The sequence below is a fragment of the Seohaeicola zhoushanensis genome, from assembly GCF_014656415.1.
In the GTDB taxonomy this organism is placed as follows: domain Bacteria; phylum Pseudomonadota; class Alphaproteobacteria; order Rhodobacterales; family Rhodobacteraceae; genus Seohaeicola_A; species Seohaeicola_A zhoushanensis.
Genome location: NZ_BNCJ01000001.1, coordinates 765339 through 777713 on the forward strand (window position 1 = coordinate 765339; position 12375 = coordinate 777713).

At 66.9% G+C, this 12375-nt stretch carries 11 protein-coding genes; 5 read left to right on the forward strand and 6 right to left on the reverse strand.

The window, feature by feature from the left end:
* Window position 1: 1 nt before the first annotated feature.
* From IE266_RS03785 to mdh, 5 genes are all read right to left on the reverse strand, one after another.
* Window positions 2-2959, reverse strand: a complete 2958-nt coding sequence (locus tag IE266_RS03785) for a 2-oxoglutarate dehydrogenase E1 component (protein ID WP_189678692.1) — start codon at window positions 2957-2959, stop codon at window positions 2-4.
* Window positions 2960-3206: 247 nt separating this feature from the next.
* Complete coding sequence (gene sucD / locus IE266_RS03790; protein WP_189678693.1) at window positions 3207-4091, reverse strand: succinate--CoA ligase subunit alpha; 885 nt, start codon at window positions 4089-4091, stop codon at window positions 3207-3209.
* A 77-nt stretch (window positions 4092-4168) separates the two neighbouring features.
* Window positions 4169-5362, reverse strand: a complete 1194-nt coding sequence (gene sucC, locus IE266_RS03795; protein ID WP_189678694.1) for an ADP-forming succinate--CoA ligase subunit beta — start codon at window positions 5360-5362, stop codon at window positions 4169-4171.
* Between the two features lie 170 nt (window positions 5363-5532).
* Window positions 5533-6729: a hypothetical protein gene (locus IE266_RS03800; RefSeq protein ID WP_189678695.1), complete on the reverse strand. Its 1197-nt coding sequence runs from the start codon at window positions 6727-6729 to the stop codon at window positions 5533-5535.
* Window positions 6730-6813: 84 nt separating this feature from the next.
* Complete coding sequence (gene mdh, locus IE266_RS03805; RefSeq protein ID WP_189678696.1) at window positions 6814-7776, reverse strand: malate dehydrogenase; 963 nt, start codon at window positions 7774-7776, stop codon at window positions 6814-6816.
* Between the two features lie 159 nt (window positions 7777-7935).
* Here mdh and IE266_RS03810 point away from each other — a divergent pair, with 159 nt between their 5' ends.
* Window positions 7936-8691, forward strand: coding sequence for a sulfite exporter TauE/SafE family protein (locus tag IE266_RS03810; protein WP_229863877.1), 756 nt, complete (start codon window positions 7936-7938; stop codon window positions 8689-8691).
* Between the two features lie 307 nt (window positions 8692-8998).
* Here IE266_RS03810 and IE266_RS03815 read toward each other — a convergent pair whose 3' ends face one another.
* Window positions 8999-9313: a hypothetical protein gene (locus IE266_RS03815; RefSeq protein ID WP_189678697.1), complete on the reverse strand. Its 315-nt coding sequence runs from the start codon at window positions 9311-9313 to the stop codon at window positions 8999-9001.
* Between the two features lie 335 nt (window positions 9314-9648).
* Here IE266_RS03815 and IE266_RS03820 point away from each other — a divergent pair, with 335 nt between their 5' ends.
* The 4 genes from IE266_RS03820 to IE266_RS03835 are packed head-to-tail and all read left to right on the forward strand — an operon-like array spanning window position 9649 to window position 12310.
* A complete protein-coding gene (locus IE266_RS03820; protein ID WP_189678698.1) occupies window positions 9649-10506 on the forward strand; it encodes an HpcH/HpaI aldolase/citrate lyase family protein in 858 nt (285 codons plus the stop codon).
* A gap of 6 nt (window positions 10507-10512) precedes the next feature.
* Window positions 10513-11076, forward strand: coding sequence for an NnrU family protein (locus IE266_RS03825; RefSeq protein ID WP_189678699.1), 564 nt, complete (start codon window positions 10513-10515; stop codon window positions 11074-11076).
* On the forward strand, window positions 11073-11279 hold the full coding sequence (locus IE266_RS03830; RefSeq protein WP_189678700.1) for a DUF1737 domain-containing protein: 207 nt from the start codon (window positions 11073-11075) through the stop codon (window positions 11277-11279). The genes IE266_RS03825 and IE266_RS03830 overlap by 4 nt, the downstream gene beginning before the upstream one ends.
* Entirely contained in the window at window positions 11279-12310 is a 1032-nt protein-coding gene (locus tag IE266_RS03835; RefSeq protein WP_189678701.1) for a MaoC family dehydratase, read from the forward strand. Before IE266_RS03830 ends, IE266_RS03835 begins: the two co-directional genes overlap by 1 nt.
* Window positions 12311-12375: the final 65 nt, after the last annotated feature.

Genomic DNA, 12375 nt, shown 5'->3' on the forward strand with positions numbered 1-12375 from the left:
ATCAGTTTCCTTCGATGGTCAGCGCCTCGTCGACGAGCGCTTCCTGCTGTGCCTTGTGCTGGCTGGCGAGACCGGTTGCCGGGCTGGCCGAGGCGCCGCGTCCGACATAGCGCGGCCGCTGGTGCTTGGCCCCGATGCGCTGCAGCACCCATTCGATGTTCGGTTCGATGAAGCTCCAGGCGCCCTGGTTCTTGGGCTCTTCCTGGCACCAGAGCATCTCTGCCCCCTTGAAGCGTTCCAGCTCCTTGACCAGCGAGATCGCCGGGAAGGGATAGAACTGCTCGATCCGGAGCAGGTAGACGTCGTCGATGCCGCGCCTGTCGCGCTCTTCCAGCAGGTCGAAGTAGACCTTGCCCGAGCACATCACCACGCGCCGGATCTTGGCGTCGGGCTTCAGCTTGGTGTCCGAATTGCCCCTTTCGGCATCGTCCCACAGCACGCGGTGGAAGCTCGACCCCTTGGTGAAATCCTCGGCGGTCGAGATCGCCAGCCGGTGGCGCAGCAGCGACTTGGGCGTCATCAGGATCAGCGGCTTGCGGAAGCTGCGGTGGATCTGGCGGCGCAGGATGTGGAAGTAGTTCGCCGGCGTGGTGCAGTTGGCGACGATCCAGTTGTCCTGGCCGCACATCTGCAGGAACCGCTCCAGGCGGGCCGAGCTGTGCTCGGGGCCCTGGCCCTCGAAGCCGTGCGGCAGCAGGCAGACGAGGCCCGACATCCGCAGCCACTTGCTCTCGCCCGACGAGATGAACTGGTCGAACATGATCTGCGCGCCGTTGGCGAAGTCGCCGAACTGGGCTTCCCACATCACCAGCGCGTTCGGTTCGGCCAGCGAATAGCCGTATTCGAACCCGAGCACTGCGTATTCCGAGAGCATCGAGTCGATGACCTCGTATTGCGACTGGCCGGCGCGGATGTGGTTCAGCGGGTAATAGCGTTCCTCGGTGTCCTGGTTGATGAAGGCCGAGTGGCGCTGGCTGAAGGTGCCGCGCGTCGCGTCCTGGCCGGCAAGGCGGACCGGGTAGCCCTCGGTCAGCAGCGAGCCGAAGGCCAGCGCCTCGCCGGTGGCCCAGTCAAAGCCCTTGCCCGAGGAGAACATCTCCTTCTTGGTCTCCAGCAGCCGCTCCACCGTCTTGTGCAACGGGAAGCCCTCGGGACCACGGGTCAGCGCCTGGCCGATTTCCTTCAGCGTCTTCTTGGTGATCGCCGTCTCGCCGCGGACGTATTCCTCCTGGTTGCGGTCCAGGTGCGACCAGCGCCCGTCCAGCCAGTCGGCCTTGTTCGGGCGATAGTCCTTGGCGGCCTCGAATTCCTCGTTGAGGCGGGCCTGGAAGGCCGCCTTCATGTCCTCGATCTCGCCCTCGGGGATCAGCCCGTCCTTCACCAGCCGGTCGGTATAGAGGCTGAGCGTCGTCTTGTGGGTCTTGATCCGCTTGTACATGATCGGGTTGGTGAACATCGGCTCGTCGCCTTCGTTGTGACCGAAGCGGCGATAGCAGAAGATGTCGATGACCACGTCCTTGTGGAACTTCTGGCGGAACTCGGTGGCGACCTTGGCAGCGTGCACCACGGCCTCGGGGTCATCCCCGTTGACGTGGAAGATCGGCGCCTCGACCATCAGGGCGATATCCGTCGGATAGGGCGAGGTGCGCGAGAAGTGCGGCGCCGTGGTGAAGCCGATCTGGTTGTTGACGATGATATGCATCGTCCCGCCGGTGCGGTGGCCCTTGATGCCCGAGAGCTGGAAGCCCTCGGCCACAACGCCCTGGCCTGCAAAGGCCGCGTCGCCGTGCAGCAGCACCGGCAGCACCTTGGTGCGGTCGCTGTCCGACAGCTGGTCCTGCTTGGCGCGGACCTTGCCCAGCACCACCGGGTTCACGGCTTCCAGGTGGCTCGGGTTGGCGGTCAGCGACAGGTGCACCGTGTTGCCGTCGAAGGTCCGGTCCGAGGAGGCGCCGAGATGGTATTTCACGTCGCCCGACCCGTCGACATCCTCGGGCTTGAAGCTGCCGCCCTGGAATTCGTTGAAGATCGCGCGGTAGGGCTTGCCCATCACGTTGGCCAGAACCGACAGGCGGCCGCGGTGCGGCATCCCGATGACGATGTCCTGGATCCCCAGCGCGCCACCGCGCTTGATGATCTGCTCCATCGCCGGGATCAGCGCCTCGCCGCCGTCGAGACCGAACCGCTTGGTGCCCATGAACTTGACGTGGCAGAACTTCTCGAAGCCCTCGGCCTCGACCATCTTGTTCAGGATCGCCTTTCGGCCCTCGCGGGTGAAGGTGATCTCCTTGTCAAAGCCCTCGATCCGCTCCTTCAGCCAGCCGGCCTGCTCGGGGTCCGAGATGTGCATGTATTGCAGCGCGAAGGTGCCGCAGTAGGTCCGCTTCACGATCTCGACGATCTGCCGCATCGAGGCAACCTGCAGCCCCAGCACGTTGTCGATGAAGATCGGCCGGTCCATGTCGGCCTCGGTAAAGCCGTAGGATTTCGGGTCCAGCTCCGGGTGCGGGGTCTGGTCGCGCATCCCCAGCGGGTCGAGGTCGGCCACCAGGTGGCCGCGGATGCGATAGGCGCGGATCAGCATGAGCGCCCGCACGGAATCGAGCACCGCGCGCTGGATCTGCTTGTCCGACAGGGCGGCGCCGGTCTCGGCGGCCTTGGCGGCGATCTTCTTGCCCGCGGCCTTGGCCTCGGCCGGCGCGGGCCATTCCCCGGTCAGCGCGGCGGTGATGTCGTCGTTCGGCACCGGCGGCCAGTCCGGGCGTGCCCAGGACGGGCCCTGCGCCTCGGCCTTCACGTCCAGCTCGGCATCGCCCAGGGCACGGAAGAACTCGGCCCAGGCCGCGTCCACCGCATTGGGGTCGCCGGCATATTGGGCGTAGAGCTGTTCGAGATACTCGGCGTTCGCCCCCTGCATGAAGGAGGAGGCATGGAACTGCGCGTTGTTTTGCTCGGTCATGGCGTGGTTTCCCCTCTGAATGGGTCGCCGGTTGGATTAGTTGATTGGTATCGGACAGCCGCACCCGCGGCCCGAGACGGAAAAGCCGGCCTCGAATGGCCGACGCCCCGCCGTGTCCCGGCGGGGTTTCGCAGTCCTCGGACCTGACGTGGCGCGTTCTGCCATCTTCATGTTCCGTGCCCCAGCCCTGTACGGGGCCTGTCCGGGGCCTTGCGGGTTCTGTCCCGGGGCAGGCCCCGGGACGGGATCACTTGCCGATCGCCTTCAGCACGGCCTCGCCGAGGCCCGCCGGGCTGTCGGCGACGACGATACCAGCCGACTTCATGGCTTCGATCTTGCTCTCGGCATCGCCCTTGCCACCGGCGACGATGGCGCCAGCGTGGCCCATGCGGCGGCCCGGAGGGGCGGTGCGGCCGGCGATGAAACCGGCGGTCGGCTTCCAGCGGCCGCGCTTCTTCTCGTCGGCCAGGAACTGTGCGGCTTCCTCTTCGGCGGAACCGCCGATCTCGCCGATCATGATGATCGACTGGGTCTCGGGGTCGGCGAGGAACATTTCCAGCACGTCGATGTGCTCGGTGCCCTTGATCGGGTCGCCACCGATGCCGACGGCCGAGGACTGGCCCAGCCCGCTGTCCGAGGTCTGCTTGACGGCCTCGTAGGTCAGCGTCCCCGAGCGCGAGACGACGCCCACCGAGCCACGCTTGTGGATGTGGCCCGGCATGATGCCGATCTTGCAGGCGCCGGGGGTGATGACACCGGGGCAGTTCGGCCCGATCAGGCGCGACTTGGAATTGATGAGCGCGCGCTTGACTTTCATCATGTCGAGCACCGGAATGCCCTCGGTGATGCAGACGATCAGCTCCATCTCGGCGTCGATCGCTTCCATGATCGAATCGGCCGCGAACGGCGGCGGCACGTAGATCACGGTGGCATTGGCCTCGGTCACATGCTTGGCCTCGTGGACCGAGTTGAAGACCGGCAGGTCGAGGTGGGTGGTGCCACCCTTGCCCGGCGTCACGCCGCCGACCATCTTGGTGCCATAGGCGATGGCCTGTTCGGTGTGGAAGGTGCCCTGCGAGCCGGTGATGCCCTGGCAGATGACCTTGGTGTTTTCGTTGACGAGTACGGCCATTCGGGGCCTCCTTCGGTGGGGCGGGTTTCCCCCGCCATTATGTCCGGGAAAGGCGGGGTGAACCCCGCCCTACGCATTCAGCCCTTGACCGCCTTGACGATCTTCTGCGCGCCATCGGCGAGGTTGTCGGCGGCGATCACGTTCAGGCCCGAGGTCGCGATGATCTCCTTGCCCTTCTCGACGTTGGTGCCTTCCAGGCGCACCACCAGCGGCACCTTCAGGCCGACTTCCTTGACCGCGGCGATCACGCCCTCGGCGATGACGTCGCAGCGCATGATGCCGCCGAAGATGTTGACCAGGATGCCCTTCACGTTCGGATCGCTCGTGATGATCTTGAACGCCTCTGTCACCTTCTCCTTGGTGGCGCCGCCGCCGACGTCGAGGAAGTTGGCGGGTTCCGCGCCGTAGAGCTTGATGATGTCCATCGTCGCCATGGCCAGGCCCGCACCGTTCACCATGCAGCCGATCTCGCCGTCGAGCGCGATGTAGTTCAGGTCGAACTTCGACGCCGCCAGTTCCTTCGGGTCTTCCTCGGTGGTGTCGCGCAGCTCGGCGATATCGGCGTGGCGATACATCGCGTTGCCGTCAAAGCCCATCTTCGCGTCGAGGCACTTGAGGTCGCCGCCATCGGTCACGATCAGCGGGTTGATCTCGAGCATCTCCATGTCCTTGTCGAGGAACAGCTTGTAGAGCGTGCCCATCAGCGCGACGCACTGCTTGACCTGCTTGCCGTCGAGGCCCAGCGAGAAGGCGATGCGGCGGCCGTGGAACGGCTGGTAGCCGGTGGCCGGGTCGACCGAGAAGGACAGGATCTTCTCGGGGGTCGAATGCGCGACATCCTCGATGTCCATGCCGCCCTCGGTCGAGGCGACGAAGGAGACGCGGCTGGTCTGCCGGTCGACGAGCAGGGCGAGGTAGAGCTCGCGCTCGATCCCCGAGCCATCCTCGATGTAGATGCGGTTGACCTGCTTGCCGGCCGGGCCGGTCTGCTTGGTTACCAGGGTGCGGCCGAGCATCTTCTTGGCCTCTTCGGCCGCTTCTTCCACCGACTTGGCCAGGCGCACGCCGCCCTTCTCGCCGGCATCGGCTTCCTTGAAGGTGCCCTTGCCGCGTCCGCCGGCATGGATCTGCGCCTTGACCACCCAGAGCGGTCCGTCAAGCTCGCCCGCCGCGGTCTTGGCGTCTTCGGCCTTCAGAACCACGCGGCCGTCCGAGACCGGAGCCCCGTAGCTGCGCAGAAGCGCTTTCGCCTGGTATTCGTGGATGTTCATGAATCTGGTCCCGTCGCAGTTGCGTTCGCATGGCCTATACCGACCCGCTTGCTTCGGCGTTAATGCAAAAAAATTCGCAAGTCAGGCATTGCGAACAAAAAAACGCACTTTGTGATCACACGTCGAAATGTGTGATCACAAAGCTCCGAAATTGGCGGAATTGCGCCGGATCAGTTGAGCAGAAGCACGTAGAGCATCGATTCGCCGCGCATCATCCGGGTGAATTCGCGCCAGTTGAACGGGCTAAGCCGCTCGCCCCGCTCGGCATAGGGCAGCAGGTCCTTGCCCTGCGCCCAGCCGATCAGGTCCACCGGGATCGGCTCCTCCAGCAGCTTCTTCAGGTTGAGCCCGGCCCCGCTCTTGAGCCGCCAGTAGGGGATCAGCTTGCGCCCCTCGAGCATGTCCTCGGCATCCGCCAGGATCGCCTGCCAGGCCTTCGCCACCTGTTCCGGCAGCGCCACGCCCAAGGCCGAGGTCTGCCGCGCGTTCGGGATCCACTCGGCATCGTTGTCGGTTTCGGCGTCCAGCCGGGCCCAGAACTGGCGGTTGAACCGGATCGTCGCCAGCGCGTGCTCGCGTGCCGCGCGGGTATGCGCCGGATCGGGCTGCTGGCGTAGCGCCAGCAGCAGCGCCGCCGCCGCATCGACCTCGTCCTCGAACATGAAGGCCAGCGCATTGGTCGGCGGCGCATCGCCCGCCACCTCGTTCATCGCGGCGGTGGCCGCGCCCACCTCGGCAATCGCCTGCGACGGCGGATAGGCCAGCACCAGCTCGGCGATGGCCGAGAGCATGTGTGTATAGGCCTGCAGCCAGGCCGCGTCGGCGGTGTCGAACCGGATCGTCGGCGGCACCGTTTCCCCGGACGAGCGGAAGCGGCGCGGCAGCACCGTGCCGGCGGCGATCTCGATCACGCCTTCGCCCTTGTCGCGCGCGCCGTTCATGTTCACGTCGAACCAGAGGTCGGCCAGGTTCACCCGCAGCGCAACCTCGTCGGCATCCGCGATCCCGTCCAGCGGCGCCTCGGCCTCGGCCATGCGGGCCAGAAGGTCGGTGGCCATGACCTCGACGAACTTCGGATCGAACGGCTCGGGGTTCGGGTTCTCGGCCACCGGCAGGCGCAGCACCGGCAGGTCCATCGTGCGGCCCGACATGCCCATCCGCCAGCGCAGCTGCAACGTCGCCTCGATCGCCCGCAGGAACCGCACCCCACCCAGGGCGAAACGCTCGGTCGGGGTCGGGGCGGGCAGGGCGGCCAGCTCTCCCTCGACCGCGCTCAGACCCTGCGCAGCGATCCTGGCCGAGACATCCTCCTGCGCCGCGGCCCATCCGGGCACCAGCAGGGCGATCACACAAAGCAGACGCGTCATGACAAATCCTCCCGGAAACGAAAAAGGGCGCCCCGCGAGGGACGCCCCGAAATCCTAGCCGGTTTTCCCGGCCCGGTCATCGCCTCATGCGAGCGAGGGGTCGATGCCCTTGCAGGCCTCGACCAGGCCCTTCACCGCGTTGACCGAGTGATCGAACATCGCCTGCTCGTCCTTGGTCAGCTTGATGTCGATGACCTTCTCGATGCCACCGGCGCCGATCACGGTCGGCACGCCGACATACATGCCTTTCAGGCCGAGCGCGCCGTCGACATAGGCCGCGCAGGGCAGGACGCGCTTCTGGTCCTTGAGATAGGCTTCCGCCATCTCGATGGCCGAGGTGGCCGGGGCGTAGAAGGCCGAGCCGGTCTTCAGCAGGCCGACGATCTCGGCGCCGCCGTCACGGGTGCGCTGGACGATCGCGTCGAGCTTGTCCTGCGTGGTCCAGCCCATGCTGACCAGGTCGGGCAGCGGGATGCCGGCAACGGTCGAATAGCGGGCCAGTGGCACCATGGTGTCGCCGTGGCCGCCCAGCACGAAGGCGGTGACGTCGCGCATCGAGACGCCGAACTCGACCGCCAGGAAGTGGCGGAAACGGGCCGAGTCGAGCACGCCGGCCATGCCGCAGACCTTCTCGTGCGGCAGGCCCGAGAATTCGCGCAGCGCCCAGACCATCGCGTCTAGCGGGTTGGTGATGCAGATCACGAAGGCGTTCGGCGCGTGGTCGCGGATGCCTTCGCCGACCGACTTCATCACCTTGAGGTTGATGCCCAGCAGGTCGTCGCGGCTCATGCCCGGCTTGCGCGGCACGCCGGCGGTCACGATGCAGACATCAGCACCGGCGATGTCGGCATAGGAGTTGGTGCCCTTCAGGGTCGCGTCAAAGCCTTCCGACGGTCCGGATTCGGCAATGTCGAGCGCCTTGCCCTGCGGGGTGCCCTCGGCGATGTCGAACAGAACGACGTCGCCGAGCTCCTTGATGGCGGCGAGGTGCGCAAGCGTGCCGCCGATCTGACCGGCGCCGATCAGGGCAATTTTGGGTCTGGCCATGGAATCTTCTCCGTCCCGATGAATTTCGCGCGTTGCCTAGTGCCTTCCGGCCTTGGGCGCAAGGCTTCTGCGCTGCAGCATAGGTGGCCGCAGTCTCTGTCACAAGCCTTTCACATCGGTTAAAACGCTCGGCAGGAGCGGCGGGAACGAGGGGCGCACGTGCTGGATCTGAGCTGGAGCTTCCTGGCCATGGCAGGCCCGGCGGTGATCTTCGCGGGCATGTCCAAGGGCGGTTTCGGCGGCGGCGCGGGCTTCGTCGCCTCGCTGATTCTGGCGGTGCTGGTGGGGCCGGGCATCGCGCTCGGCATCATGCTGCCGCTGCTCATGCTGATGGACCTGGCCACCATGCGCGCCTACTGGCGCAGGTGGAACACCGGCGCCGCGCTGCTGCTCATCCTGGGCGCGCTGCCGGGGCTGGCGCTGGGCGGCTGGCTCTACCGGGTCGCCTCGCCCGATGTCTTCCGCCTGCTGATCGGCATCATCGCGCTGGCCTTCGTCGCCTGGCAGGGCGCGCGCTCGGCCGGGCTGGTGCGCATCGCCGAACGGCCGATGCCGGCCTGGGCCGGGGCGCTGGCCGGGGCCTTCGCCGGCTTCACCAGCTTCGTCAGCCACGCCGGAGGCCCGCCGGTGGCGATCTACCTGCTGTCCCGCCGCCTCTCCAAGACCGAGTTCCAGGCGACCACGGTGCTGGTCTTCTGGATCATCAACGCGGTGAAATTCCCGCCCTATGCCTATCTCGGCCTGTTCACCGCCGAGACGATGAAGGCCGACCTGATCCTCGCCCCCTTCGCGCTTTTCGGCGTCTGGCTCGGGGTGATCGCCCACCGCCACGTCCCTGAACGGGCCTTCTTCGCGATCACCTATGTCCTGCTCACCCTGACCGGCCTCAAGCTGATCTGGGACGCCCTGACCTGACGCCCCCGCGGCCATGGCCCAATTCCCCTCTCCCCGCGGGGGAGAGGGTCAGGGTGAGGGGGCACTACCTTCACCCCCAAGCCCCAACCTCCGGCAAAGCCGCCCCCTCTCCCCGCGGGGGAGAGGGTCAGGGTGAGGGGGCACTACCTCCTCCCCCCCCAATCACCAACCTCCGGCAAAGCCGCCCCCTCTCCCCTCGGGGGAGAGGGCCGGGGTGAGGGGGCACTACCTCCACCCCCAATCACCAACCTCCGGCAAAGCCGCCCCCTCTCCCCGCGGGGGAGAGGGCCGGGGTGAGGGGGGGCCTTCAGGCCCCCTTGTCCTTCTTCGGCAGCACCTCGGCCAGGGCCTGGAACGACTGCCCCGAGGCGACCAGGCAGGTCAGCCCCGCCGGCGTGGTCACGGTGATCGTCCAGGTGCCGGTGTCGTTCGAGGCAAAGACCTCGATCACCGCGCCCTGCGCACCGAGTCCGATGCTCTGGCGCGACTCGCCGTAACCGTCGGCCAGCCGCTCCACCACGATGTCGCGCGGCGCGCAGTTCCGGGTCTGGGCGGCCAGTCCGGTGGCGGCAATCAGCGCCAGGCCGAGGCCGGTCATCAACTGGAACAGTGCTCTCTTCATGGGTCAAACCCTTTCGCCAGGCTGCCGCCCGGTCAGGCCCGCCGGAGATCCGGTGCGCCAGGCGGCAGGCCAATGTTCAGTGACGTCGAATCCTCTGTCCGTGTGCTCGGCGGCCCGACCGAACCGGTCCTTCAAAGGGGATGCGGCCCGGCAAGCTTGCCCAAGGGAGGCTGAGGAATGGTTAACGGATCGGGCGATAGGGTGCATTTTAGCCAACAAGGCGTCTTGCAGAGCGCCGCCAAAACCGACCATGCTGCGCCGCGGCGGATTCGCAGCCTGCGCTCCGCCACGGAATTCCGCGCCGCGCGCGCCGCCATGAGACCGAGGAGCAGCCCATGGACCCCCGCACCCGCCCCTGTCGTTCCGTCCTCTATATTCCCGGTTCGAAGGAACGGGCGCTGGAAAAGGCGCGCGGCCTTGCCGCCGATGCCATCATCTTCGACCTCGAGGATGCCGTGACCCCCGAGGAAAAGGTCAACGCCCGCGCCACGCTGGCGGCGGAACTGGCCAAGGGCGGTTACGGCAAGCGGCTCAGGATCGTGCGGATCAACGGCTTTGACACCGAATGGGGCCGGGACGACGCCAAGGCCGTCACCGAGATGGACGCCGACGCCGTGCTGCTGCCCAAGGTCTCCAGCCCCGCCGACCTCGCCGCGCTGGCGGCGATCACCGGCGACCTGCCGATCTGGGCGATGATGGAAACCCCCCGCGGGATGCTGAACGCCGCCGCCATCGCCGCGCACCCAAAGCTCGAAGGCATGGTCATGGGCACCAATGACCTCGCCAAGGAGTTGCAGACCCGCTTCCGCGCCGACCGCCTGCCGCTGCTCGCCGGCCTCGGCCTCTGCCTGCTCGCCGCCAAGGCCGAGGGGCTGGTCATCGTCGACGGCGTCTACAACGCCTATCTCGACGAAGAGGGTCTCAAGGCCGAATGCGACCAGGGCCGCGACATGGGCTTCGACGGCAAGACGCTGATCCACCCGGCGCAGGTCGCCGTCGCCAATACCGCCTATGCGCCCTCCGAGGCCGAGGTCGACCTGGCCCGCCGCCAGATCGCCGCCTTCGAGGAAACCCGCGCCTCGGGGCAGGGGGTTGCCGTGGTCGACGGCCGCATCGTCGAGAACCTGCATGTTGCCACGGCCCGTGAAGTGCTGGCAAAAGCAGAGGCAATCGAGGCACTGCAAGCGGGGTAATCCGGCATGGGTTTCATTCTCCTGATCATCGGGATCGCGCTCTGGTTCGCTGCGCATCTGTTCAAGCGGCTGGCGCCGGCGCGCCGCGCCGCGATGGGCGACAAGGGCCGCGGCCCGGTGGCGCTGGCGCTGCTGGTCTCGCTGGTGCTCATCGTGCTCGGCTACCGCTGGGCCGACATGGTGCATGTCTGGTTCCCGCCGGTCTGGCTCTGGCACGTCAACAACCTGCTGATGCTGCTCGCCGTCTGGACCTTCGGCGCCAGCGAGATCCGCGGCGGCAAGGTCTGGCCGGCCACCCGCATCCGCCACCCGCAGCTCACCGCCGTCAAGACCTGGGCGCTGGCCCACCTGCTGGTCAACGGCGACCTCGCCTCGATCCTGCTGTTCGGCGCGATGCTCGCCTGGGCGGTGGTCGAGGTCATCGTCATCAACCGCGCCGAACCGGCCTGGACCCCACCGCCCAAGGCCCCCGCCCGCAAGCTGGTGGTGCTCGCGGTGATCACCCTGGTGGTCTACGCCGTCATCGTCGGCATCCACCTCTGGCTCGGAGTGAGGCCCTTCCCGTCATGAGCACCATCTACCGCCTGCTGACCGAGGACGATACCTCGGCCTTCTGCCACAAGGTTTCCGAGGCGCTTTCCAAGGGCTGGTCCCTTTACGGCTCGCCCTCCTACGCCTTCGATTCCGCGCGCGGCGTGATGCGCTGCGCCCAGGCCGTGACCAAGGAGATCGCGGCGCCCTATACACCCGAGATGAAACTGGGACAGCAATGATGGCCAAGACGAACCCCGGACGCTTCTTCGAGGATTACCGCATCGGCCAGGTGCTGACCCATGCGGTGCCGCGCACGGTGTCCGGGGGCGAACGCGCCCTCTACCACGCGCTCTACCCGGCTCGCCACGCGCTCTATTCCTCCGACGAATTCGCGCGCGCCTGCGGCCTGGCGGCCTCGCCGCTCGACGATCTCGCCGCCTTCCATATCGTCTTCGGCAAGACCGTGCCCGACGTCTCTCTGAACGCCGTCGCCAACCTCGGCTATGCCGAGGGCCGCTGGCTGCGGCCAGTAATGGCCGGCGATACGCTGAACTCGGTCTCCGAGGTGATCGGCCTCAAGGAGAATTCCAACGGCAAGACCGGCGTGGTCTATGTCCGCACCCGCGGCCTTAACCAGCGCGGCGAGACCGTGATGGAATACGTCCGCTGGGTGATGGTGCGGAAGAACAACCTCGACGCCCCGGCGCCCGAGGCGGTGGTGCCCGAACTGGCCAAGGTCGTCGCGCCCGAGACGCTGGCGATCCCGCCGGGCCTCGACTTCAGCGCCTACGACTTCACCCTCGCGGGCGAGCCGCACCGCATGGCCGACTACGAGATCGGCGAGGTGATCGACCATGTCGATGGCGTCACCATCGAGGAGGCCGAGCACATGATCGCCACGCGCCTCTGGCAGAACACCGCCAAGGTGCATTTCGACGCCACCTTCCGCGACGACGGCAAGCGGCTGATCTATGGCGGCCACGTCATCTCCATGGCCCGCGCGCTCTCGTTCAACGGACTGGCCAACGCGCAGATGATCGTCGGCCTGAACGGCGGTGCCCATGCCAACCCCTGCTTTGCCGGCACCACCGTCAAGGCCTGGTCCGAAGTGCTCGACAAGGCCGAGACCTCGGCCCCCGGCGTCGGCGCGATCCGGCTGCGGCTGGTGGCCACCTCCGACGCCTCGGTCGGCAAGCTCAAGGACGAAACCGGCAGATATCTGCCCGGCGTGCTGCTCGATCTCGACTACTGGGCGCTCATACCTGCCTGATTTTGAGGCAAATTCCCGGTTGACGCCGCGTTGCAGCAATCGCGGCGTCTAAAAAATTGACTTTT